A 24422-nucleotide genomic window follows, 5' to 3' on the forward strand; every position below is an offset into this window, starting at 1 on the left:
CCGAGATGGTCATGCCGGGCGACAACCTCAAGTTCGAGGTCGAGCTGATCGCGCCCATCGCGATGGAAGAGAAACTGCGCTTCGCCATCCGCGAAGGCGGCCGCACCGTCGGCGCAGGCGTCGTGTCGAAAATCATCAAGTGATTGCGCGCCGGGCCGCAAGGCCCGGCAGCCACCGCCATATCGGGTGATCCTTTCGGGGATATCACGATGGAAAGGCCGTCCTTCGGGGCGGCCTTTTGCCATTCCGGCCTGCGGTTGGGCGTCTTGACGGCTTGCGGGTTCCGGCGCAGGTTCGGCCCCGAAGATGACCAAAGACATGGAGGGGCCGATGGCCAGGTATATCCACTCGATGATCCGCGTGCTGGACGAGGCGCGCTCGGTCGATTTCTACGATCGTTGTTTCGGCCTGAAGGTCGCTGACCGGCTGGATTTCGACAGTTTCACGCTGATCTATCTGTCCAATGATGAAAGCGGGACCGAGCTTGAGCTGACCGTGAACAAGGACCGGACCACACCCTATGACCTGGGCGACGGCTATGGCCATGTCGCGTTTTCGGTCGATGATGTGGACGCCACCCATGCCCGGCTGCTGTCCGAGGGCTTTGCACCGCGCAAGCTGGTCGATTTCGCGCCCGGCGGCGAGGTGATCGCGCGGTTCTTCTTTATCCGCGACCCGGACGGCTACGAGATCGAGGTTCTGCAACGCGCAGGCCGCTATAAATAACGCCCCGCCCGCCCGTCAGAGGCGCGCGAGGCGTGGCGATCGGGCCCGTGTCTTCATCGGCAAGACACGGGTTTTTTCATCAGGCGGTTACTGCGCGGCGGCCGCGTTCACGCCACCTTCGGCGATCTTGCTCATATGCACATCGCCGCCACGGGTGCTGTCCAGACAGTCTTTCAACGCCACGGCATCGTCGTCATAGCCGAGGCGTCTGGCGAAGGTGTGAACGCAGCCATAGCCCGCAATGGCGTAGTGGGTCAGGCGCTGATACTGGGTGATGATCGCCGCATCGCGGGTGTCGTCGTCGCCGAAATCGGCCTCCAGCCCGTGTTTGCGGGCCTCGGTCACCAGACCCTCCATGCCCTTGCAATGCTCGCCCTTGGGGCTGATGTCGTGGCGTTTGCACAGCTCGGCCAGAATCTCCTTGCCCTTGCCGATGCCGTCAGCCCCGGCCTTCAGCGCGTCGGACAGTTCCAGATTGGTGGCGGCGCGGGCCAGTTCGGACGTGACCGGCTGCGACTGGGTGCAGGCCGAGTACAGATCCTTGAGCTGGTCCAGATACAGGTCGTGCAGGTTGCGGATGGTCATGTGAGCCTCCTTGGCGTCTTGCGTCTGGTCCGCGCGGTGCGGACCCCTGAGCAGACAACCCGCAGCCGCGCGCCCTGTTCCAGCCAGTGGCACAGATCAGCGCAGACCTGCCCATGCGCGCTTGACAGTCCGCGCCTGTCGGGCCAGCAGTTCGGCCCTGACCCCACCTCCTTGCAGAGAGGCAGACCCATGTTCGGCTGGTTCGAGCGACGCATCGACCCCTATCCCCCGCAGATGCCGGCCATGCCGCCGCGCACGCTATGGGGCTTTGTGCTGCATTACAGCCGTGGCGCCTTGCCCTGGCTGGTGCTGCTGGCGCTTGGCTCGGCCGCGATCGCGCTGATCGAGGTGATGCTGTTCTCGTGGCTGGGCGAGCTGATCGACCGGCTGTCGGACACGCCGCGCGAGGTGTTCTGGGCGCAAGAGGGTGGGCGCATCGCGCTGATGGCGGTGGTGCTGCTGATCGCGATGCCGCTGCTGCATCTGTTCAGCTCGATGATCATGCATCAGACGCTGATGGGCAATTTCCCGCAGCGCATCCGCTGGCAGGCGCATCGCTATCTGCTGCGCCAGTCCATCGGCTATTTTCAGGATGAATTCGCGGGCCGCATCGCGCAGCGCCTGATGCAGACGGCTTTGGCCGTGCGCGAAGTGGCGATGAAGCTGATGGATGTCGGCAGCTATGTGCTGATCTATTTTCTGGGCGCGCTGGTGCTGGCGGCCACGCAGGACTGGCGGCTGGCAGTGCCGTTCGTGCTGTGGGTCGCGGGCTATGGCGCGCTTTTGTGGCTGATCGTGCCGCGCCTTGGCCGGGTGGCGCAGGCGCAGGCCGATGCCCGCAGCGCGATGACGGGCCGGATCGTGGACAGCTATACCAACATTGCGACGGTCAAGCTGTTCTCGCATTCCGACCGCGAGGAACGCTGGATGCAGGCGGGCATGGACCGTTTTCTGGGCACCGTGCATGCGCAGATGCGACTGTCTGCGGCACAGGACATTGTGCTGAACCTGCTGAATGTGGTGCTGGTGGCGGCGGTGGCGGGTCTGGGCCTGTGGCTTTGGTCGCAGGATCAGATTGCGGTCGGCGCGGTGGCCATCGCGGTGCCTCTGGCGCTGCGGCTCAGCAATATGTCGCATTGGATCATCTGGGAATTCGCCGCTCTGTTCGAGAATATCGGCACCGTGCGCGACGGCATCTCCAGCCTTGCGCTGCCGCGCGAGGTGCGCGATGTGCCCGGTGCGCTGGCGCTGGCCAGGGGGCCGGGCGAGGTGCGCTTTGATGCCGTGACCTTCCGCTATAGCGGCCCCGAGGGCGCGCGCCCGCTGCCGGTGCTGGAGGATCTGACCCTGACCATCCGCCCCGGTGAACGGGTCGGGCTGGTCGGGCGTTCGGGTGCGGGGAAATCGACGCTGATCAACCTGCTGTTGCGGTTCCACGACATCGAAACCGGGCGCATCACCATCGACGGGCAGGACGTGTCGCAGGTCACGCAGGACAGCCTGCGCGGGGCGATCGGGGTGGTGACGCAGGACAGCTCGCTGCTGCACCGCTCGGTGCGCGAGAACATCGCCTATGGCCGGCCCGACGCGACCGACGACCAGATCATGGACGCATTGCGCATGGCCGAGGCCGACGGCTTCGTGCCGGGCCTGTCCGACAGTCAGGGCCGCCGCGGGCTGGAGGCGCATGTGGGCGAGCGCGGCGTCAAGCTGTCGGGCGGCCAGCGCCAGCGCGTGGCGATTGCGCGGGTGGCCCTGAAGGACGCGCCGATCCTGATTCTGGACGAGGCCACCAGCGCGCTGGACAGCGAGGTCGAGGCCGCGATCCAGTCCCGGCTGGAGGTGCTGATGGCGGGCAAGACCGTCATCGCCATTGCGCACCGCCTGTCCACGATTGCCGCCATGGACCGGCTGGTGGTGATGGATCAGGGCCGCATCATCGAGCAGGGCACCCATGCCGAGCTGTTGGCCCGTGGTGGCCTCTATGCCCGGCTGTGGCAACGCCAGTCGGGCGGCTTTCTGGATCTGGACGAGGCGGAGGCTGCGGCACAGGGCGGATGACGACAGGGCTGCCGCCGCCTTGTGGTGCAGGCCGCCCGCCCTTTGGGCTGTGGCGCGCGATTTTGGTCGTGGGCGCCGTCCCGTGGTCAGAAAACCGTTCCCCCCTGTCGCAAACTGAATAATGTAAGGCGCCGGGCCCCTCCGGGCGACAGACAGGAACCACCATGCTGACAGATCACGCCCATCACCTGATGCTTGTCTTTGCCGCATATCTTGTGGTGATCGCCAGCCCCGGCCCCAGCACGATGGCGATCATGGCCGTCGCCATGAAGCAGGGTCGTGCGCGCGCCGTGGCGCTGGCGCTGGGGGTGGTGACGGGCAGCATGTTCTGGGCGGTTCTGGCCGCGACCGGCATCTCGACCGTTCTGGCGACCTATGGGGGGGCGCTGTTCGCGATCAAGATCGCCGGGGGCCTCTATCTGCTGTATCTTGCGTGGAAATCGGCCCGCGCGGCGCTGGCATCGGGGGACGGGCCGCTCAGGTCCATTCCGGTGGCAACGAAGGCGGCGCTGTATCGCCGGGGGGTGCTGCTGCATGTGTCCAACCCGAAAGCCATTCTGGGCTGGATCGCCATCATGTCCCTCGGGCTGCGGCCTGACAGCCCGTCCTGGACCATGCAGGCGGTGATCGCGGGCTGTGCCGTTCTGGGGCTGGCGGTCAATATCGGCTATGCGCTGATCTTTTCGACCGGGGTGATGGGGCGGGCCTATCGGAAATCGCGCCGCTGGATCGAGGGCGGGCTTGCCGCGATCTTTGGCTATGCCGGGGTCCGCCTGCTGATGCTGAAGCCCTGAACGGCGGCCTTGCGGGCCTTGCCCATGCAAAAGGCCCCGGCGTGATACCGGGGCCTTTCGTCATCTCTTGCGCGGCTTACTGGGCCAGCAGATCGGTGATGCGACGCACCGAAGCGCGGCGGTTGTTGCGGATGTCGCCTTCCTGACGGATCAGCAGGAACTGCTCGCCATAGCCCTGCGTCACCAGATTTTCCGGCGGCACGGCGAAGTATTCGGCCAGCGCCAGCGCCACGGTTTCGGCGCGGCGGTCGGACAGGGCAAGGTTATAGGCCTCGGACCCCACCGTGTCGGTATGGCCCTCGATCAGAAAGATCTCGCGCGGATTGGCGCGGACCTGCTCCTGAATGATCCGGCCAAGCGTCGCCAGCTGCTGCGCCTGATCGGGACGGACCGCCGCCGAGCCGGTGTCAAAGGTGATTGCGTCGATATTGACCGGCGCGACCAGGGCCCGCACCTCGGGGATATTGCGCACCTGCGACAGGGTAAAGCGGCGGTCGACATTGGCCTGACGTTGCAGCGCCGCGCGCAGCTCATCCTCGTTCAGACCGGTCTGCGCGTTCACCGTTGCCGGGGCGGGCAGGGTGGTCACGTCGACGGGCTGCACATCGGCGGTGTCGTCGATCAGCCGCGTGCTGGTGCCGTCGGTCGAAACCAGCGTGCGCCGCAGCACCCGCAGATCGGCGTCGCGGATCGTCACGACACGGCTGCCGTCTTCGCGCGTGACAATGGTGCGCGACGAGCCGTCGTCAAAGTTCTCGGTGGTGACGGTCGAGCCGGGCTGACGCAGCAGCGCGACCTCATCCTTGATCACCTCCTGACTGCCATCGGCGCGGGTCACGACCACGCGGTCGGGCGCGCTCAGCGCCACCTGACGGTTGTTGTTCAGCACCGTGCCGACCGCGACCGCGCCCAGACCCAGCAACAGTGCCCGCGTCAGATCGTTGTTGCCGCCGCCCGAAGACGGCTCGGCCTGACCCTGCACCGCACCCGACAGGGCGTCGCGCAGATTGGTCTGGAAATCCTCGGAAGACGACCGCGCGCTGTCCTCGGTCACCTGCTGTTCGGTCACCTCGCCCGACCCTTCCTCGGCCTCCAGCGCCGAGGCGCCGGACGGGGCCGAGCCTGCCGCGGCCTCGCGCGAGGCTTCGGTCTCGGGGGTGTCCTCTTCGGCGGCGCGCAGCACCATCTCGCCGCTGCCGTCAACGCGATACATCTGCGCGGTGACCGGCGCCAGGCGGTATTCGCCGATGTCATTGGTCTCGATCACCACGCCGCGCGGCGTCATCGAGCGACCATCGCAGGGCGGCGTGCTGCTGTCGATGCAGGTCAGCGCGGCGACCTCAAGGCCCGCCGCCAGCTCCTCATCCAGCACGCGGGCAAGGCCGGGCAGGTTGCGGGCGCGGTCCTGCTGAACCTGTCCGCGCGCCAGCCGGACCGCGCCATCATCAGCCATGTCCTCGGCCGCGCTGTCGTCCGTTGCGGCGGGGGCTTCCGTCTCAGGCTGGGCGTCGCCGGACAGGGCGCGGGCCAGCTCGTCCACCAGATCGGTTTCGTCATCCGCCCCGGTCGCGGCGTCAGGCGCGACATCGGGTTCGGCTACCGGCTCAGCCACAACCTCGGCCTCCGCCACAACCTCGACCTCAGGCTCTGCCACAGCTTCCGGCGCGGCCTCGGCCTCTGCCATCGCCTCTGCCTCGGGCGGCGGCGCCGCCTCTTCCGCCTCGGTCATCTCCGCTGCATCGCCAGACGCGACCTCTTCGGCGGCCAGTGCGGCGGCCAGATCCTCCGCGCTCACCTCACCCTCCGCGACCGGCATCCCGTCGCTCTCCGCCGCCGCCGTATCACCATCTGCGTCGGCCAGCACGATCGCGCCGCCCTCGGACAGATCGACGGCAATCCCGCCCGGCGTCACCAGCCCGATATCGTCGGCGCAGGGCCGTTCGGACCCGTCGGCGCATTCCAGCGTGCCCGCCTCCAGCCCGTCGTCCAGTTCCGCCTGAAGGGCCGCAGCCTCGTCAGGCCGCGTCCCGGCCTGTGCGGCGGCACGGATGGCGGCCTCATCGTCCGTGATGCGCAGCTCTGCCATCGCCAGCTGGGGCGCCAGCAGGGACAGGCAGGCGGCAATCGCCGTCGTGTTGTGGATGATCCGGCGCATGGGTGCTCCTCTCCGTCGCATTGATCCTTGGTCGAGGGTGTAACAGCATTCGAAAAAATCGGTTCCCAAAAAGGGCGTTACCGGCCCGTGATGCCGCGCTGCCGCAGCGACATCGCGCGGGCAACCCGGTCGGATAGCTCCTGGGTGGAAAACCGCATCCCTCAAGAATGTCAGGTCATGCGCCACATGGCGAAACTGCAAACGTGGACAACCAGCAAAGGCGCGCAGGATACCCACGCCCTGATCCCCGGGCACGCGACCCCCGGCCTTCAGGCCTCCTTCCGGTCACAACGCAGGAAGGGGCGGTCATCCCGCCCCTTCTTCTTCATTCAAATATCCTGGGGTGAGGCCCGGCACGGGCCGAGGGGCAACGCCCCTCAGACGCCCTCGCCGACGAACGCCTTTTCGACCACGAATTCGCGCGGATCTGAATTGGCGCCCTCGTGCAGGCCGAACCCTTCCAGAACCGTCTTCACATCCACGTTGAAGGCCAGCGAGCCGCAGATCATCGCGCGGTCGGTCTCGGCCGACATCGGCGGCAGTCCCAGATCCTGGAACACCTTGCCCGAGGTCATGTTGTCGGTGATCCGCCCCATGAAGGGCGACGGCTCGCGCGTGGTCGTGGGATAATACAGCAGCCGCTTGGCGAAATCCTCGCCATAGAGTTCCGACAGCAGCGGGTCGTGGCGCAGATTGTCGACCAGTTCGGCGCCATAGACCAGCTCTTCTCCGGTGCGGCAGGTGTGCATCATGATGACCTGCTCATAACGCTCATAGGTCTCGGGGTCGCGCATCAGGCTGGCAAAGGGCGCGATGCCGGTGCCGGTGGCCAGAAACCACAGCCGCTTGCCCGGCAGCAGCGCGTCCAGAACCAGCGTGCCCACGGGTTTCGGGCGCAGGATGATCTGATCGCCCGGCTTGATGTGTTGCAGCCGCGAGGTCAGCGGCCCGTCCGGCACCTTGATGGAATAGAATTCCAGCTCGTCGTCCCAGTTGGGCGAGGCGATGGAATAGGCGCGCAGGACGGGCTTGCCGTTGTCGCCGGGCAGGCCGATCATCACGAACTCGCCCGAACGGAAGCGCAGGCTGGCAGGCCGTGTCACCCGGAACGAGAACAGGCTGTCGGTCCAGTGCCTGACCGAGGTGACGGTCTGGGCATCGGGAAGCGTCTTCTTGGCAGCGTGGGTCGCGGGTCCGGTCACGGGCATGTCCAGCGTCATTGTGAATTCCTTGCGTCTTCTAGTCGATGGGGCAGGCGGGCGAAAGGCTCAGCCCGCCAGATGCGCCCGATGGTCCCAGGCTTTCCAGTCGGCGCGCGCGCGCCACTGATCTTCGGGCTGGCGGGCGGCGATGTCACCGGCCACCTGCACCTCGTCGAACCCCACACGGCGCGCCATGGCATATTGATCCGCGATCAGCCGTCCCGTGGCGCGCAGGCGCCCGGTATAGCCCAGCTCGCGCAGCAGGCGGGCCAGCGTAAAGCCGCGCCCGTCGCTGAAGGCGGGAAAGTCGATAGCGATCAGCGGCTGGTCCAGATGTCCGGACAGGCTGGCCGGGGGCGTGTCAGGGGCCAGCACGACCGAGGGCTGGTCGGTGACCGGGTGAAAGCCGTCGTCACGGGCGAGAACATCGGTGCTCATGCCGAAACCTTTCCGCGGACCATGCGCCCGCCAATGAAGTGAATGCCGCATTCGGATTTGTCCTGCCCGCGCCAGCGGCCCGAACGGGGGTCTTCGCCCGCAGCGACGGGCGAGGTGCAGGGCGCGCAGCCAATCGAAGGGTAGCCCTGCGCCACCAGCGGATGCCGGGGCAGGCGGTTCTCGATCATGTAATCCTGCACATCCTCGGGGCGCCAATGCGCCAGGGGGTTCACGCGCAGGCGGGCGGGGGGTTCCGGCTCGAAGAACTCCAGTGCCGCGCGCTGGCCGTTCTGGAACCGCTTGCGGCCGGTGATCCATGCGTCATAGCCCGACAGGACACGTTCCAGCGGCACCGTCTTGCGGAAATCGCAGCAGGCGTCGGGATTGGTCTTGTTCAGGGTGCCGTCCGGGTCATGGGCGGCGATCTCGGCCTGACTGGCGCTGATGACCTGCACATTGGTCAGGCCCAGCTTCGTCGCCACCTCGCGCTGATAGGCCAGCGTTTCGGGAAACAGCATCTGCGTGTCGATGAACAGCACCGGCAGGCCCGGCGCCACGAGGCTGACCATATGCAGCAGCACCACCGATTCCGCCCCGAAGGACGACACCAGCGTCACCTGCCCCAGATCGGGGTCGGTGACGGCGCGCCGCAGCACCTCGATGGCGGCATGGTGGCGATAGCGGTCGTTCAGCCGCCCCGCGCGCGTGTCGAGGTTGCCGTCAAGCATCGGCCTGCGCCGGATAGAGCGCCGCCTTGAAGGGCGCCTGCCCAAGCCTGCGATAGGCGTCGATAAAGCGTTCCGACGCATCCTCACGCACCTCCAGATAGGCGCGCAGCAGCCGGTCGATGGCGGGCACGACCTGTTCGGCGGGGAAACCCGCGCCTGCGCGTTCGCCGATGGCCGGGATGTCATAGGCATCGCCGCCAAGGGTGATCTGGTAGTTCTCGACCCCCGCCCGGTCGAGGCCCAGAATGCCGATATGGCCCAGATGGTGGTGCCCGCAGGCATTGATGCAGCCCGAGATGCGGATGTTCAGATTGCCGATCTCCTGCTCCAGCCCAAGGGTGCGGAAGTGGTCGGCGATCTCTTCCGCGATGGGGATGGAGCGCGCGGTGGCCAGCGCGCAGTAATCCATGCCGGGGCAGGCGATGATGTCGCTGGTCAGCCCGGCATTGGCGGTGGCCAGCCCGGCGTCTTTCAGCGCCGCATACAGCGCGGGCAGGTCCGATTTGTGGACATGCGGCAGGGCCACGTTCTGGTCGTGCATGATGCGCAGGTCGTGATGGCCATACCGCTCGGCCAGATCGGCCAGCAGCCGCATCTGCGCGGCCGAGGCATCGCCCGGCGTCTGGCCCGGCGCCTTGAAGGTCACGATGGCGCTGGCATAGCCATCCACCCGGTGCGCGCGCAGGTTGGTATCAGCCCAGCTGCGGAAGGCCGGGTTGGCCGCGCGTTCGGCCTCATAGGCATCGGTGGGCGCATTGCGGAAGTCGGGCGCGCTGTAGCGGTCCTTGAAGATCGCCAGCGCCTCGCGGTCGGCGCCCTGAAAATCGCGGCGGCGGGCGGCGAATTCTTCCTCGATCTCGGCGCGCATGGTGTCGATGCCGCGCTCGTGCACGGTGATCTTGATGCGGGCCTTGTATTTGTTGTCGCGACGCCCGGCGAGGTTATAGGTCGCGATGATCGCCTCGACATAGGGCAGCAGGTCGTCCTCGGGCAGGAAGTCGCGGACCACCTGACCCAGCAGGGGGGTGCGGCCCAGACCGCCGCCGATCCAGACCTCGAAACCGGGCTGGCCGTTCTGTTCCACCAGCCGCAGGCCGATGTCATGGGCGGCGATCACGGCGCGGTCCTTTTTGCCGCCGGAAATGGCGATCTTGAACTTGCGCGGCAGGAACTGGAATTCGGCGTGATCGGTGGACCAGCTGCGCAGCAGTTCCGCATAGGGGCGGGGATCGGCCAGCTCATCGGCGGCGGCGCCCGCGAAGGCGTCGGTCGTGGTGTTGCGGATCGTATTGCCGCTGGTCTGGATGGCGTGCATGCCGACCTCGGCAAGCGCGTCCAGCATGTCGGGAATGTCCACCAGCCTGGGCCAGTTGAACTGGATGTTCTGGCGGGTGGTCCAATGGCCATAGCCCTTGTCCCATTTCTCGGCCAGCAGGGCCAGCGTGCGCATCTGGTCGGGGCTGATCGTGCCGTAGGGGACCGCGACCCGCAGCATATAGGCATGCAGCTGCAGATAAACGCCGTTCATCAGGCGCAGCGGGCGGAATTCCTCTTCGGTCAGGCTGCCGTCAAGGCGACGGGCGACCTGCGCGCGGAATTCGGCGGCGCGGTGGCGGACATAGTCGGTCTCGACCGGGCGGACATCAAACATGGGCGGTTTCCTTTGCCTGAATGCCGTGAAAATAATTGGACGGGCCGCGCTGGCGGAAGGCCTCGCGGAAATGGACCGGCTCGGGGCCGTTCTCGCCGCGCTTGGCCTCGACCAGATAGGGGCCGACGACCAGATCGGCCTGACCGATGGCCTGCAACAGCGCCAGTTCGGCGATCGCCTCGTCCTCATAGAGCGTGGCCTTGCGCGGATCGGGGGTCCAGCCCTCCTCGCACATCCAGACGTTATGGCCTTCGCGCAGATCGTTTGCGGTGATGACGCCGGGGCGTGCCGCCGACAGGGGGAAGGCTTTGCTCATGACTGGACCTCGGTGTTTGCTTCTCTCTATATAGAATTTTGTTCTGGATTCTTGCGAGGGGGCGCGCGAAATAAGGATGATCTGATGGGCGAGGATAAGATGGCAGAACCGGTTTCCAAGGATGGGCCCGAGGGGCAAACATCTGTCCGGCTGGATGAGGTGGACCGCAAAATCCTGTCCCTGCTGCAGGAGGACGCCAGCCTGTCGCTGGACCAGATTGCCGAGCGTGTGGGCGCCTCGAAGACCCCGGTCTGGAACCGGATCCGCAAGCTGCGCGAGGCAGGCGTGATCCGCAGGCAGGTGGCGATTCTGGACCCCGAGGCGCTGGGGCTGGAGGCCTGTTTCTTCGTGCTGATCCGCACCAGCGAGCATGACAAGGACTGGGCCGCGCGGTTTCTGCGCGCCCTGCGCGAGCGGCCCGAGGTGGTCGAGGCGCACCGGCTGGCGGGCGATATCGACTATATCCTGAAGGTGCAGGTCAGGAACGCGCGCGCCTATGACCGGTTCTATCAGTCGCTGATCGGTGAGGTGAAGATCCACAATGTGACGGCGCTGTTGTCGATGGAAGAGATCAAGGCGACCAGCGCGCTGCCGATCGACGATGCGGGGCGCTAGGGGCATGGCTGGCTATGTGATCTGGCACAAGCCGACCTGCTCGACCTCGCGCTTCGTGCTGACTGCGCTGCGCGAGGCGGGGGTGGCGCCCGAGGTGCGGGACTATATCGCCGATCCGCCCTCGGAGGGTGAGATCGCAGACGCCTTGCGGCGGGCAGGGCTGAGCGCGCGCGATCTGCTGCGCCGCAAGGGCACGCCCTGTCAGGAGCTGGGCCTGTCGGACCCGGCGCTGAGCGAGGGCCAGCTGATCGCCGCCATGGCCGCGCATCCGCTGCTGATCGAGCGGCCGCTGGTCTTTGGTCCCGTGGGCGCGGTTCTGTGCCGCCCGAAAGAGCGGGTCTTTGAGATCTTGTCGCAGGAGGCGGGGTGAGGGCGTTTGTGCGTCCCGCGATGGCCGGGGGCGCTTCGCCCCCGTCGCCAATCGGTTCTTGAACCGATGGCGCACCGATCGGCGACCCCCAGAGGATATTTGAGCCAAGGCAAAGTCTTGGGTTGCGTGGGTCGGACGGACGTAAGAGCATCGGTCTATGGGCGATATGACCGGGTTTCATGAAATTGCGATCCTGATCCTGCTGGCGGCGGGGGTGGGGTTTCTGGGGTTGCTGGCGCGGCAGCCGCTGGTGGTGGCGTTCATCGCCGTGGGCGTGCTGGCCGGGCCGGATGTGCTGGGGCTGGTGCGGTCGACCGAGTTCATCGGGACGCTGAGCCAGATCTCGATTGCGGTGCTGCTGTTTCTGGTCGGGCTGAAGCTGGATGTCGGGCTTGTGCGCAGTCTGGGCCGGGTGGCCGTGGCGACGGGGCTGGGGCAGGTGACGTTTACCGCGCTGATCGGCTTTGCCATCTGCCTGGCGCTGGGGATCGACGCGGTGACATCGGTCTATGTGGCGATTGCGCTGACGTTTTCCTCGACCATCATTATCGTCAAGCTGTTGTCCGACAAGCAGGAAATCGGCGCGCTGCACGGCAAGATCGCGCTTGGCTTTCTGATCGTGCAGGACATTTTCGTCGTGCTGGCCATGGTCACGCTGTCGGCGTTGGGGGTCGGCATCGGCGCGGGCGGCGCCAGCGGCGGCGGATCGCTGGCTGATGTCGGGCTGGTGGTTCTGGGCGGTGTGGTCATGGTCGGGCTGGTGGTGCTGTTCATCCGCCATGCTGCCGACCGGCTGCTGCGGCCCATGGCGCGTTCGCCCGAATTGCTGGTGATCTTTGCGGTGGGCTGGGCGGCGGGACTGGCCGCGCTGGGGGATGCGCTGGGGTTCGGCAAGGAACTGGGCGGGCTGCTGGCGGGCGTGTCGCTGGCCTCGACGCCCTATCGCGAGGCGATCGGGTCGCGGCTGGCCTCGCTGCGTGATTTTCTGCTGTTGTTCTTCTTCATCAATCTGGGGGCGACGCTGGAGCTGGGCGCGCTTGGCAGCCAGATCGGGCCCGCGCTGGTGCTGTCGGTCTTTGTGCTGGTCGGCAATCCGCTGATCGTTCTGGCGATCATGGGGGCCATGGGTTACCGCAGGCGCACCGGCTTTCTGGCCGGGTTGACCGTCGCGCAGATTTCGGAATTCTCGCTGATCTTCATGGCGATGGGGATTGCCATCGGTCATGCCGCCCCCGAGGCGATGGGGCTGGTGACGCTGGTCGGGCTGGTAACGATTGCGGTGTCGGTCTACATGATCACCTGGTCCCACAAGCTGTATGCGCTGTGCGAGCCGCTGCTGGGCCTCTTCGAGCGCCGCGGTGCGGGCGCCGCCGAAGAGGCGGGCATGGCCGCAGACAGCGGCAGCCATGACATGATCGTGTTCGGGCTGGGCCGCTATGGCCAGCAGATCGGGCGGCGGCTGCGCGACCGGGGGCTGGTGGTGCTGGGCGTCGATTTCGACCCCGAGGCGCTGGAGGCATGGCGCGCCGCCGGCATGCCCGCCGCCTATGGCGATGCGACCGATCCCGAATTCGTGGCCCATCTGCCGCTGACCGGGGTGCAGGCCGTGATTTCGGCCGTGCCGCGCGAACGCGGCGCCCTGACCGAGGCGGACCCGCAGCTGACCCTGCTGGACGGGCTGGGGGCGGCGAATTTCACCGGCCGCATCTGCCTGTCGGCGCAGCAGGGAGCCGAGGTCGATGACCTGCGGCGGCGCGGCGCCGACGTGATCCTGCGCCCCTTCGAGGATGCCGCCGATTACGCCGTGCGTCAGATTCTGGAGCGATAAGCCGCTATTCGTCCACCACGTTCAGGATCTTGGGCAGGGCGGGGCAGGGCAGAAGCTGGTTCTTGGACACATCCGCCAGCGTGTGGTTGTGCAGGAACACATAGACATGCGCCGACAGGCTTTCCCACAGCCGGTTCGACAGGGTCTGCGCCCGCGATCCCGAAATCCCGCCCGAGGCGCCCGCGCCGATATGCATGGCGCTGACCGTTTCATCCACCGCCTCAAGAATCTCGGCCACGCGGATCGTTTCGGGGGCGCGGGCCAGCCGATAGCCGCCCCCCGGCCCGCGCACCGAACTGACCAGCCCGGCCCGGCGCAGGCGCACGAAAAGCTGTTCCAGATAGGGCAGTGAAATGTCCTGACGCCTGGAAATCTCGGCCAGCGAGGTCAGGTCGTCGCCCTTGGCGACCGCCAGATCGACCAGCGCGATAATCGCATAGCGCCCCTTGGTTGAAAGTTTCACTGCCACCCCCCAATTTCGTTGTTGCTGCCGGAACACGGCACGCCCGATGCCCTGCCCGTGTTGACGCGCCCGGCTCTGGCGCGCTATGCCCCGGCAGCACAGGTTTCGTGCGCAGGCCGTTCCGCTTGCCAGATCCCGTCTAGAAGCCCTGCGCCGATGCGTCAAGAAACCCGGACCGCCCTGTAAAGGAAGACCATGCCAGAGCTGATTTTCCCCGGCCCCGAGGGCCGTCTCGAAGGCCGTTACCATCCCCAGCCCGGCAAGCCCGACGCCCCCATCGCCATCGTGCTGCATCCGCATCCGCAATATGGCGGCACGATGAACAACCGGGTCGTCTATAACCTGCACTATGCGTTCCACCGCATGGGCTTTACCGTCATGCGCTTCAATTTCCGGGGCGTGGGCCGCAGCCAGGGCGAGTTCGATCAGGGCATCGGCGAGCTGTCGGATGCCGCCTCGGCGCTGGATTACCTGCAGGCGATGAACCCCAACTCCAAGCATTGCTGGGTGGCGGGCTTCAGTTTTGGCGCCTGGATCGGGATGCAGCTGCTGATGCGCCGCCCTGAGATCACCGGCTTTATCAGCGTGGCGCCGCCGGCGAACATGTATGATTTCAGCTTTCTGGCACCCTGCCCGTCCTCGGGGCTGATCGTGAACGGCACTGCCGACCGGGTGGCACCGCCCAAGGACACGCATACTTTGGTCGGCAAGCTGCGCGAGCAGAAGGGCATCATCGTCACCCATGAAGAGATCGAGGGCGCCGATCACTTCTTCCGCGACGATGAGACCCATATGAAGCCGATGATCGACATGGTGCAGACCTATGTGCGCCGCCGCCTGACCGAGACCTCGCGCTAAGGCATGGTTGCGGGGCTGGATCAGACCGGGCTTGACGGGCGAATCGCCTTTCTCTGCGAGGCGGACCGGCTGAAATCGGTCTGCCGCGCGAATGTGCTGATGGACCTGTCGCGCCCCGAAAACAGCGCCGAGCACAGCTGGCATGTCGCGCTCTATGGGCTGGTCTTTGGCGCCAGCGACCGCGCGCTGGCGATGATCCTGCTGCACGATCTGGTCGAGATCGACGTGGGCGATCATCCGATCCATCTGGCCCATGACGGTGCTGCCGTGGCCCGGGCCGAGGCCGCTGCCGCCGCCCGCATCCTTGGCCTGACCCCGGACGGTGCGGCGCTGATGGCGTTGTGGCAGGAATTCGAGGGCGCGCTTAGCCTTGACGCGCAGATGGCCAAACGGATGGACCATATCCAGCCGCTGTTTCAGGTGCTGCAAGCGCCCAACCCGCTGCCCGATCATGTCCGGATCGTGCGCGACAATCTGGACCGGGGCCGCGCCGCCCGGCTGGCGCAGGAATGGCCGCAGGCGATGGCGGCAGCGCGGGCGCTGATGGCAGGCCAGCCGCTGGCGCAGGATGATCTGTCCCGCCGTCTGGCCTTTCTGGCCGAGGCTGACGGGCTGAAATCGGTCAACCGGGCCAACCGCCTGATCGACGGCAGCCGCCCCGAGAACTCTGCCGAACACAGCTGGCATCTGGCGCTCTATGCGCTGGCGCTGGCGCCGCTGGCGGGGCCGGATGTGGACATTGCGCGGGTGATCCGCATGGCGCTGATCCACGATCTGGTCGAGATCGACGTGGGCGATGTGCCGCTGCATTCGGCGGGCGGTCAGGCCCATGGCTCGGCGCAGCGCCAGCAAGAGGAACTGGCCGCAGCACAGCGCCTGTTCGGGATGCTGCCCCCGGCGCAGGCACAGGATTTGCTGGCGCTGTGGCAGGAATTCGAGGACGCCCGCAGCCCCGATGCCGTCTTTGCCAAGGGTCTGGACCGGTTCCAGCCCGCGCTGCAGAATCTGGTCTCGGGCGGGCAGGGCTGGCGCGACTATCGCGTCACGCTGGAGCAGGTGCAGACGCGCGTGGGCCCGTGGGTGCGCGACGCCTCGACCCCGCTCTGGGACTGGTTGCATCACCGGCTGGTGGCGCATTTCGCCTGACCGGTGCGGCAACCTTGTTGGCATACAACGGCATACCGGCTTTCCAAACCGCGACTTTATGGGTATAGCGCCCACATCCGAATCCAACGCCAAGGGGGCATCCATGTCGAAGATCAAGGTCGCCAATCCCGTCGTCGAGCTTGACGGCGATGAGATGACGCGGATCATCTGGGACTTCATCAAGCAAAAGCTGATCATGCCCTATCTGGACATCGACCTGAAATACTACGACCTGGGCATCGAAGAGCGTGACCGCACCGACGACCAGATCACGGTGGATGCAGCCGAGGCGATCAAGCGCCATGGCGTCGGCGTGAAATGCGCGACCATCACCCCCGACGAGCAGCGCGTCGAGGAATTCGGCCTGAAAAAGATGTGGCGCTCGCCCAACGGGACGATCCGCAACATTCTGGGCGGCGTGATCTTCCGCGAGCCGATCATCTGCAAGAACGTGCCGCGTCTGGTGCCGGGCTGGACCCAGCCGATCATCGTGGGCCGCCACGCCTTCGGCGACCAGTACAAGGCCACCGATTTCCGCTTTCCGGGCAAGGGCCGCCTGACCATCCGCTTTGTCGGCGAAGACGGCGAGACGATCGAGCACGAGGTCTTTGACGCGCCTTCCTCGGGTGTGGCGATGGCCATGTACAACCTGGACGATTCGATCCGCGACTTTGCCCGCGCCTCGCTGAACTATGGCCTGTCGCGCAAATACCCGGTCTATCTGTCCACCAAGAACACCATCCTCAAGGCCTATGACGGCCGCTTCAAGGACCTGTTCGCCGAGGTCTACGAGGCCGAGTTCGAGGATCAGTTCAAGAAGGCCGGCATCACTTACGAACATCGCCTGATCGACGACATGGTCGCCTCGGCGATGAAATGGTCGGGCGGCTATGTCTGGGCCTGCAAGAACTATGACGGCGACGTGCAGTCCGATACCGTGGCGCAGGGCTTTGGCTCGCTGGGTCTGATGACCTCGGTGCTGATGACGCCGGACGGGCAGATCGTGGAATCCGAGGCCGCCCACGGCACCGTGACCCGCCACTATCGCGAGCATCAGAAGGGCAACGCGACCTCGACCAACTCGATCGCCTCGATCTTTGCCTGGACGGGCGGCCTCAAGCACCGCGCCAAGCTGGACGATAATGCAGCATTGCTGACCTTTGCCGAGACCCTCGAAAAGGTGACGGTGCGCGCGGTCGAAGACGGCCATATGACCAAGGATCTGGCGCTGCTGGTCGGTCCCGACCAGAAATGGCTGACCACGATGGGCTATCTGGAAAAGGTCGACGAATACCTGAACAAGGCACTTTCCTGAGACTGAAGGGGGCCGGGCAAATGCCCGGCCCTTTTGCCTCCGGCGGGGATATTTGGATGAAGAAGAAACCTGCATCTTCTTCATCCAAATATCCCGGGGGGATCGCCCGGCACGGGCGATGGGGGCAGCGCCCCCTTTCTTTGGCGCCCAAGCTGCGGTAAAGGCCTGCCATCCCGCAGACAGGAGCCCCCGCGATGAAAGCCGCCGTCGTTACCTTCCCCGGATCGAATTGCGACCGTGATCTTGCCGTCGCGCTGGAGCAGGCGGGCGCAGATGTCGCCCGCGTCTGGCACAAGGACAGTGACCTGCCCCAGGGCGTCGACCTGGTCGCCGTGCCGGGCGGGTTTTCCTATGGCGATTACCTGCGCTGTGGTGCCATTGCGGCGCATTCGCCCATCGCGGCGGCCTTGCGCGCCCATGCCGGGCGTGGCGGCTATGTGCTGGGGATCTGCAACGGTTTTCAGGTTCTGACGGAACTGGGCCTGCTGCCCGGCGCGCTGATGCGCAACAGCGGTCTGACCTTTCTCTGCAAGCCCGCCGCGCTGCGGGTCGGGACCGCTGACAGCGCTTTCACCGCAGGGTATCAGACCGGGCAGACCATCACGGTGCCCGTCGCCCATCACGACGGCAACTATCAGATCGACCCCGAAGGGCTGGCGGCGCTGCGCGATCAGGATCGCATTGCCTTCACATATGCGCCGGCGGTCAACGGCTCGGTGGCCGATATTGCGGGCGTTCTGTCGGCCAACCGGCGCGTGCTGGGCATGATGCCGCATCCGGAACGGGCCGCCGATCCGGTGCTGGGCGCGACCGATGGCACGGCGTTGTTTCAGGGGCTTGTGGGCCGTCTTGCACATGCCTGAGGCGACGGCCCGGTCCCTGTGACTTGAGCGCGGGCGCGGTTGGGCGTAGATTGCGCCAATTCGGCCGTGCGGTGAAGGCACGGTCCTGATGATCGGATGGATCGGCGCTTGACCACTGGCGATGATATAGAGGGTGAGGCCGAAGAGCGGCGTGCCCGGCGTGCGCGCCTGTCGGGCCCCTGGTGGCTGCGCCTGGCCGTGGCGGCGCTGTTTCTGGGGGCGGTCGCCACCGTCTGGGTGACCAACGCCTGGCTGACCGAGCGGTTTTCCGAGAATACCCGCGTCCGGTCCGAACTGCGTCTGGCGCTGTACAGCGGCAATCTGATGTCCGAGTTGCAGCGCAATTCCGTCGTGCCGCTGCTGCTGGCACGCGATCCGTCGCTGATCGGGTCGCTGACCGGCAATGATTTCTCGATCACCTCGGCGCGGCTGATGACGGCGCAGAAAGAGATCGGCGCGGCTTCGATCCGCTTGCTGGATGCCTCGGGCCGCGTCGTCGGCTCGACCGACCGCTATCAGATCGGCGCCAACAGTTCGGCTGCGCCCTATTTCGTCGATGCGCTGCGGTCGCGCGACACGGTGTTCACGGTGTCCGAGCAGGCCTCGGGCGCCTATGATTTCAGCTATTCGCGGGCTGTCGTGGCTGATGGCCGCACGCTTGGCGTGATCGTGGTCGGCGCCGATCTCAGCCGGCTGGAGCGGTCCTGGGCCGGGATCTCGGATGCGGTGGCGGTGACCGACAGCGAGGGCCAGATCATCCTGTCGACCGAGCCGCGCTGGCGGGGGCTGACGCTGGACGAGGCGCTGGCCGTCCGCTCGGCGCCCTCCGCGATCCAGCGCGCCTTTCAGGTCACCGCCGACTGGACCAGCCAGCCCGCCGACGCCTATCTGCAGGGCCGCGCCGTCATGCAGTCCGACGCGCGCGTGCCCTTTCGCGGCTGGCGGATGATCAGCTTTACCGCCTATTCCAGCGTGCGCGAGCGGGTGAACGCGATTCTGGCGCTGCAGATCATGGGCTTTGCGATCCTGCTGGCCGGGGGCTTCTGGCTGTTGTCGCGCCGGGCGCGGATCCAGTCGGTCGTCTATATGCGCGAATCGGCCGACCTGCGGGCCCTGAACGCCCGCCTCACGCGCGAGATTGCCGAGCGCGAGCGCGTCCAGAAAGAGCTGCGCGTGGCCGAGCAGACGGTGCAGCAATCCTCCAAGCTGGCGGCTTTGGGTGAGATGTCGGCAGGGGTCAGTCACGAGCTGAACCAGCCTCTGGCCGCGATGAAGACCTATCTGGCGGGGGCGCGGCTGCTGCTGCAACGGGGCCGCCCCGAGGAGGCCTTGTCCAGCTTTCAGCGCATCGACGATCTGATCGACCGGATGGGTGCCATCACCCGGCAGTTGAAATCCTATGCCCGCAAGGGCGGCGAGGCGGTCGAGCCGGTGGATCTGCGCGCCGCGCTGAGCAGCGCGCTGACCATGATGGAGCCGCAATTGCGCAGCCGGCCGATTCGCATCATCCGCAATATCCCGCGCGAGCGGGTCATGGTCATGGCCGACCGTATCCGGCTGGAGCAGGTGCTGATCAACCTGCTGCGCAATGCCGTCGATGCCGTGCGCGACCGGCGCGATGCGCAGATCGAGATCACCGTCGAGGCCGCCGCTCACGCCTATGTGTCGGTGCGCGACAACGGTCCGGGTGTTTCTGACCTGGAAAAACTGTTTGAACCCTTCTGGACGACGAAAAAGCCAGGTGAGGGAACGGGTTTAGGGCTTGCGATTTCCTCCACCATCATGGCGGATTTCGGGGGTCGTCTGACTGCACATAACGAAACCGAAGGCGGCGCGGTGTTCCGTGTCGAGTTGCCGCTGCACCGGCCCGACCGGCCGCGCCAGCCGCTGGCAGCCGAGTAAGGCAAAAGAGAGGATCGCAGAATGTCCCGCAAGCTGAAGATCGCGATTGTGGATGATGAACCGGACATGCGGGAATCGATCAGCCAGTGGCTGGTCCTGTCCGGCTTCGAGACCGAGACCTTCTCCAGCGCCGAAGAGGCGCTGCGGGTCATCGGTGCCGACTGGCCCGGCGTGGTCGTCAGCGACATCCGCATGCCCGGCATGGACGGTATGGCGTTCCTGAAACGCCTGATGCAGCTGGACAGCAGCCTGCCCGTCATCATGATCACCGGTCATGGCGATGTGCCGATGGCGGTCGAGGCGATGCGCATCGGCGCCATGGATTTCATGGAAAAGCCCTTCAATCCCGACCGCATGACGCAGCTGGCCAAAAAGGCCACGCAGGCCCGCCGGATGACGCTGGACAACCGCGCCCTGCGCCGTGATTTGTCCGAGGGCCAGCAGGTCATGTCCAAGCTGATCGGCACCAGCCCGGTGGTGGAACGACTGCGCGAGGATATTCTGGATCTGGGGCAGGCCGATGGCCATGTGATGATCGACGGCGAGACCGGCACCGGCAAGACGCTGGTGGCCCATGCGCTGCACGCGGTCGGCCCGCGCGCGTCGAAGAAATTCGTCCCCGTCTCCTGCGCCGCCTATGATGACGAGGCTTTGGCCGCGCGGCTGTTCGGCCCGCTGGACGAGGGGCTGCCCGCCGTCGAAGAGGCCCGTGGCGGCACGCTGTGTCTGGAAGACATCGAGGCCCTGTCCGAGCCCTTGCAGGCGCGTCTGCTGGCCTTCATCAGCGATCAGGGCACGCCCGCCGAAACCCGGATCATCGCCATCTCGAATGCGCGGGGCGAGGGGCGCCGGGCCGAGGATTCGCTGCGTCCCGACCTGTTCTATCGCCTGTCGGCGCTGAAGATCACGCTGCCGCCGCTGCGCGCGCGCGGCGAGGATATTCTGATCCTGTTCACCCGCATGACCGAGCAGTTCAGCGAGGAATATGGCTGCGAGCCGCCGCAGGTCAGCGCGCAGGAAGCAGCCCAGCTGCTGCAGGCGCCATGGCCGGGCAATATCCGCCAGCTGATCAACGTGGCTGAACGCGCGGTGTTGCAGAACCGCCGCGGCTCGGGCTCGATCGCGTCGCTGCTGATGGCCGATGGCGAGGACAACGAAGAGGCCACCACGACCGAGGGCAAGCCGCTGAAGGAATATGTCGAGAGCTTCGAGAAGATGCTGATCGACAACACCATGCGCCGCCACAAGGGCAGCATCGCGGGCGTGATGGAAGAGCTGTGCCTGCCGCGCCGGACCCTGAACGAAAAGATGGCGAAATACGGGCTGAGTCGCGGTGACTATCTGTAGAATCGTGGCCACGCTGCTTTGCGCATCACGTTACATTCCATAAATGGAATTTAATATGAGAGCTGTGTGAGGTCGTGCACTGTCGGCAGGTCCCGGACGTCGTCTGCGCCGGGTTCCGGGGGCAGAGTGGTGTGGTGTGCGACGGCTGCGAATCGTGCCGCCGTCAGGGGGGTGATGCTGAGCTGACCGCTTGTCCCCTGCTGCGTCTGACTGTCTGAGGCGACGGCCCGAAGGCCTGACGAAGCACGATGAAGCCGGGGACGAAATTCGCCCCCGGCCCTGAAGTTGTGCCGGTCTGCCCCACCGTCGAACGAGAAAACTGGTCAAAAAAGTCGCAGTGGCGGGATGTGCTTCTGGCAGTAGGTTACGCGATCGGCCGGGCGTCGGCCGATCAATTCTTAAGCGCCGCAGCAATATGACAGGCAGTCGGAGAACAGGGTGACAATCCTGCCCTTGTGTCGCGGTTGCGGGCCGGGGCCTGTGGCGACTGCGGGGTGATCTGACCCGCTTGCCCGCCCCGTCCGGGTCGCGGCACTCTCGCAAAGCGGGAGACGCCTCGACTGTTTCTTACACTAGCGTGTCGGCGGCAGTCCGCGCATCTGTCCTTTTGGACAGGCCTGCCGCAGGTGATGCACGGACGCGTCTTGTGCGGTCGTCTGTGACCGCCACCGGGCTGCCGGGACTTGCCTTGTGCCCGCCCGCCGGGTAACCCGCCCTTCGCAGCAGGAGGCAGCCCGCATGAGCGTTTCGTCCGACAAGAAGCCCCATCCCCGCACGCAGGCCGTCCATCACGGCAGCCGTCGCAGCCAGTATGGCGAAATGTCCGAGGCGATCTTCATGACGCAGGGCTTTGTCTATGACAGCGCCGAGGCCGCCGAGGCGCGGTTTCAGCACACCGGCCCGGACGAATTCATCTATGCCCGCTATGGCAACCCGACCAGCCGCATGTTCGAGGACCGCATCGCAGCACTGGAGGGGACCGAGGACGCATTCGCCACCGCCAGCGGCATGGCTGCGGTGAACGGCGCGATGTTTGCGATGTGCAAGCCCGGCGATCATGTTGTCGCGGCCCGCGCGCTGTTCGGTTCCTGCCTCTATGTGCTGGAGCTGCTGGCCCGGTTCGGGGTCGAGGTCAGCTATGTTGATGGCACCGATCTGGACCAGTGGGCTGCTGCGATCCGGCCCGGCACGCGGGCGGTGTTTTTCGAAAGCGTCTCGAACCCGACGCTGGAGGTGATCGACCTCAGGGCTGTGGCCGCACTGGCCCATGCGGCGGGCGCCACGGTGGTGGTGGACAATGTCTTCACCACGCCGGTCTTTTCGCGCGCGGTCGAGATGGGCGCCGATGTGGTGGTCTATTCCGCGACCAAGCATATCGACGGCGGCGGGCGGGCGCTGGCCGGGGTCATCTGCGGCACGCGCCATTTCGTGCGCGAGGTGGCCGAACCCTATCTGAAACATACCGGCGGTGCGATCAGCCCGTTTCACGCCTGGATCATGCTGAACGGATTGCAGACCATGGATCTGCGCGTGCGGGCGCAGGCGGAAAGCGCCGCGTCCATTGCGGCGGCCCTGCATGGCGACCCGCGCCTGAGCCGGGTGATCTATCCGGGCCTGCCCGACCATCCCCAGCACGAGCTGGCGATGGCGCAGATCGGGTCGGGCGGCACCATGATCGCGATCGAGGTCGCGGGCGGCAAGGAGGCCGCCTTCGCGGCGCTGAACCGGCTGCGGATCATCCGCATCTCGAACAATCTGGGCGATGCCAGGTCGATCGTGACGCATCCGGCGACCACGACCCATCAGCGCCTGTGTGATGCCGATAAGGTGCATCTGGGGATCACACCGGGCCTGCTGCGCCTTTCGGTCGGGCTTGAGGATGCGCGCGATCTGATGGACGATCTGTCGCAGGCGCTTGGCTGACTGCATCATCCTGCCGCAGGCTGACGTCTATATATGTCTGTTGCGACGGGGCTTTATTTCCCGTTCAACAGACATATATCACCACGGATAATGCCGGAGGCACAATGACCGAGATACGTCCCCTGACGCCCGCTTATCCGGCTCTGGCCCGGACCTATGACGACCAGTTCCGGGTCGATCCCGCCTACAAGGACAGCCTGCCCGACCTGCAGAACGGCCCGGCCAGCCTGATCGTGGGCGCGCATGCGCAGATCCAGCATGTCGGCATCTCGAATTTCCGGTTGCCGATCCGCTATCTGACCCGGCCCGATGCGCAGGGCAGTGACGGCGAGATCACGCTGGAGACCAGCGTGACCGGCAGCGTCAGCCTTGAGGCCGACCGCAAGGGCATCAACATGTCCCGCATCATGCGGTCGTTTTATGGCCATTCCGAGACGCTGTTCAGCCTGTCGGTGCTGGAGGCGGCGCTGGAGACCTACAAGACCGATCTGGACGCGCTGGACGCGCGGATCCAGATGCGGTTTTCCTATCCGATGAAGGTGGACAGCCTGCGGTCTGGCCTGTCGGGCTGGCAGTATTACGACATCGCGCTGGAAGTGGTCGAGCAGGGCGGGCAGCGGCTGCGCAACATGCATGTCGACTATATCTATTCTTCGACCTGCCCCTGTTCGCTGGAACTGTCCGAACATGCCCGTCAGACGCGCGGGCGGCTGGCGACGCCGCATTCGCAGCGCTCGGTTGCGCGGATCTCATTGGTGATGGCGGGGCCTGAGCGGTTGTGGATCGAGGATGTGATCGAGCTGTGCCGCCGCGCCGTGCCCACCGAGACGCAGGTCATGGTCAAGCGCGAGGATGAGCAGGCCTTTGCCGAGCTGAATGCCGCCAACCCGATCTTTGTCGAGGACGCCGTGCGTGCCTTTGCCGGGCAGCTGATGGGCGATCCGCGCATCGGCGATTTCCGGGTCGTGGCCAGCCATCAGGAATCGCTGCATTCCCATGATGCGGTCAGCCTGCTGACGCGGGGGCCGACATTCGCGCAGGTGTCGCTGGACCCGATGACCTTTGCGGGGTTGCGGGCGTAATCTGCGGGCCTGATTTGGGGGCCTGATTTGCGTCCCGCGAGCGCCGGGGGGCTT

22 protein-coding genes and 1 pseudogene are annotated in these 24422 nt (G+C 66.0%); 15 read left to right on the forward strand and 8 right to left on the reverse strand.

The window, feature by feature from the left end; translation table 11 throughout:
• Together tuf and ACK41U_RS10585 are read left to right on the forward strand one after the other, a co-directional pair.
• Positions 1–143, forward strand: a pseudogene (gene tuf / locus ACK41U_RS10580) (elongation factor Tu); the annotation flags it as partial.
• A 187-nt stretch (positions 144–330) separates the two neighbouring features.
• Positions 331–726, forward strand: coding sequence for a VOC family protein (locus ACK41U_RS10585; RefSeq protein ID WP_409679519.1), 396 nt, complete (start codon positions 331–333; stop codon positions 724–726).
• An 87-nt stretch (positions 727–813) separates the two neighbouring features.
• Here ACK41U_RS10585 and ACK41U_RS10590 read toward each other — a convergent pair whose 3' ends face one another.
• On the reverse strand, positions 814–1311 hold the full coding sequence (locus tag ACK41U_RS10590; RefSeq protein WP_409679522.1) for a ferritin-like domain-containing protein: 498 nt from the start codon (positions 1309–1311) through the stop codon (positions 814–816).
• 189 nt (positions 1312–1500) lie between these two features.
• Here ACK41U_RS10590 and ACK41U_RS10595 point away from each other — a divergent pair, with 189 nt between their 5' ends.
• Both ACK41U_RS10595 and ACK41U_RS10600 read left to right on the forward strand, forming a co-directional pair.
• Positions 1501–3372, forward strand: a complete 1872-nt coding sequence (locus ACK41U_RS10595; RefSeq protein ID WP_409679526.1) for an ABC transporter ATP-binding protein — start codon at positions 1501–1503, stop codon at positions 3370–3372.
• Positions 3373–3536: 164 nt separating this feature from the next.
• The gene (locus tag ACK41U_RS10600) at positions 3537–4166 is read left to right on the forward strand and encodes a LysE family translocator (protein ID WP_409679529.1); all 630 of its coding nucleotides are present in this window, start codon (positions 3537–3539) and stop codon (positions 4164–4166) included.
• Positions 4167–4242: 76 nt separating this feature from the next.
• Here ACK41U_RS10600 and ACK41U_RS10605 read toward each other — a convergent pair whose 3' ends face one another.
• From ACK41U_RS10605 to ACK41U_RS10630, 6 genes are all read right to left on the reverse strand, one after another.
• Positions 4243–6321, reverse strand: a complete 2079-nt coding sequence (locus ACK41U_RS10605) for an OmpA family protein (protein WP_409679532.1) — start codon at positions 6319–6321, stop codon at positions 4243–4245.
• A 377-nt stretch (positions 6322–6698) separates the two neighbouring features.
• The gene (locus ACK41U_RS10610; RefSeq protein ID WP_409679535.1) at positions 6699–7541 is read right to left on the reverse strand and encodes a ferredoxin--NADP reductase; all 843 of its coding nucleotides are present in this window, start codon (positions 7539–7541) and stop codon (positions 6699–6701) included.
• A gap of 48 nt (positions 7542–7589) precedes the next feature.
• The gene (locus ACK41U_RS10615) at positions 7590–7961 is read right to left on the reverse strand and encodes a DUF934 domain-containing protein (protein WP_409679538.1); all 372 of its coding nucleotides are present in this window, start codon (positions 7959–7961) and stop codon (positions 7590–7592) included.
• Entirely contained in the window at positions 7958–8689 is a 732-nt protein-coding gene (locus tag ACK41U_RS10620; RefSeq protein ID WP_409679541.1) for a phosphoadenylyl-sulfate reductase, read from the reverse strand. Before ACK41U_RS10620 ends, ACK41U_RS10615 begins: the two co-directional genes overlap by 4 nt.
• The gene (locus tag ACK41U_RS10625; protein WP_409679544.1) at positions 8682–10340 is read right to left on the reverse strand and encodes a nitrite/sulfite reductase; all 1659 of its coding nucleotides are present in this window, start codon (positions 10338–10340) and stop codon (positions 8682–8684) included. Before ACK41U_RS10625 ends, ACK41U_RS10620 begins: the two co-directional genes overlap by 8 nt.
• On the reverse strand, positions 10333–10656 hold the full coding sequence (locus tag ACK41U_RS10630; RefSeq protein WP_409679546.1) for a DUF2849 domain-containing protein: 324 nt from the start codon (positions 10654–10656) through the stop codon (positions 10333–10335). Before ACK41U_RS10630 ends, ACK41U_RS10625 begins: the two co-directional genes overlap by 8 nt.
• Positions 10657–10740: 84 nt before the next feature.
• Here ACK41U_RS10630 and ACK41U_RS10635 point away from each other — a divergent pair, with 84 nt between their 5' ends.
• From ACK41U_RS10635 to ACK41U_RS10645, 3 genes are all read left to right on the forward strand, one after another.
• Complete coding sequence (locus ACK41U_RS10635; protein ID WP_409679549.1) at positions 10741–11271, forward strand: Lrp/AsnC family transcriptional regulator; 531 nt, start codon at positions 10741–10743, stop codon at positions 11269–11271.
• Between the two features lie 4 nt (positions 11272–11275).
• Positions 11276–11641 carry an arsenate reductase (glutaredoxin) gene (gene arsC, locus ACK41U_RS10640; protein WP_409679552.1) on the forward strand — a complete coding sequence of 122 codons (366 nt, stop codon included), beginning with the start codon at positions 11276–11278 and terminating at the stop codon, positions 11639–11641.
• A 157-nt stretch (positions 11642–11798) separates the two neighbouring features.
• Complete coding sequence (locus tag ACK41U_RS10645; protein ID WP_409679555.1) at positions 11799–13469, forward strand: cation:proton antiporter; 1671 nt, start codon at positions 11799–11801, stop codon at positions 13467–13469.
• A 4-nt stretch (positions 13470–13473) separates the two neighbouring features.
• On the opposite strand, the gene ACK41U_RS10650 is transcribed toward ACK41U_RS10645, so the two are convergent.
• On the reverse strand, positions 13474–13932 hold the full coding sequence (locus ACK41U_RS10650; RefSeq protein ID WP_409679557.1) for an Rrf2 family transcriptional regulator: 459 nt from the start codon (positions 13930–13932) through the stop codon (positions 13474–13476).
• Between the two features lie 195 nt (positions 13933–14127).
• Here ACK41U_RS10650 and ACK41U_RS10655 point away from each other — a divergent pair, with 195 nt between their 5' ends.
• The 8 genes from ACK41U_RS10655 to folE2 all read left to right on the forward strand — a co-directional run bounded on the left by ACK41U_RS10655 (position 14128) and on the right by folE2 (position 24368).
• Entirely contained in the window at positions 14128–14790 is a 663-nt protein-coding gene (locus ACK41U_RS10655) for an alpha/beta hydrolase (protein ID WP_409679560.1), read from the forward strand.
• 3 nt (positions 14791–14793) lie between these two features.
• Positions 14794–15936 (forward strand): HD domain-containing protein, encoded by a 1143-nt coding sequence (locus tag ACK41U_RS10660; RefSeq protein ID WP_409679563.1) that lies wholly within the window; start codon positions 14794–14796, stop codon positions 15934–15936.
• Between the two features lie 103 nt (positions 15937–16039).
• Entirely contained in the window at positions 16040–17251 is a 1212-nt protein-coding gene (locus tag ACK41U_RS10665) for an NADP-dependent isocitrate dehydrogenase (protein ID WP_409679566.1), read from the forward strand.
• A 194-nt stretch (positions 17252–17445) separates the two neighbouring features.
• On the forward strand, positions 17446–18114 hold the full coding sequence (purQ, locus tag ACK41U_RS10670; RefSeq protein ID WP_409679568.1) for a phosphoribosylformylglycinamidine synthase subunit PurQ: 669 nt from the start codon (positions 17446–17448) through the stop codon (positions 18112–18114).
• Positions 18115–18240: 126 nt separating this feature from the next.
• Positions 18241–20016, forward strand: a complete 1776-nt coding sequence (locus ACK41U_RS10675; RefSeq protein WP_409679653.1) for an ATP-binding protein — start codon at positions 18241–18243, stop codon at positions 20014–20016.
• A gap of 21 nt (positions 20017–20037) precedes the next feature.
• Positions 20038–21363 (forward strand): sigma-54-dependent transcriptional regulator, encoded by a 1326-nt coding sequence (locus tag ACK41U_RS10680; RefSeq protein WP_409679571.1) that lies wholly within the window; start codon positions 20038–20040, stop codon positions 21361–21363.
• A gap of 738 nt (positions 21364–22101) precedes the next feature.
• Positions 22102–23286 carry an O-succinylhomoserine sulfhydrylase gene (metZ, locus tag ACK41U_RS10685; RefSeq protein WP_409679574.1) on the forward strand — a complete coding sequence of 395 codons (1185 nt, stop codon included), beginning with the start codon at positions 22102–22104 and terminating at the stop codon, positions 23284–23286.
• A gap of 104 nt (positions 23287–23390) precedes the next feature.
• Positions 23391–24368, forward strand: coding sequence for a GTP cyclohydrolase FolE2 (folE2, locus tag ACK41U_RS10690; protein ID WP_409679577.1), 978 nt, complete (start codon positions 23391–23393; stop codon positions 24366–24368).
• Positions 24369–24422: the final 54 nt, after the last annotated feature.

The organism is Paracoccus sp. (in: a-proteobacteria) (assembly GCF_046289755.1).
Taxonomy (GTDB): Bacteria; Pseudomonadota; Alphaproteobacteria; order Rhodobacterales; family Rhodobacteraceae; genus Paracoccus.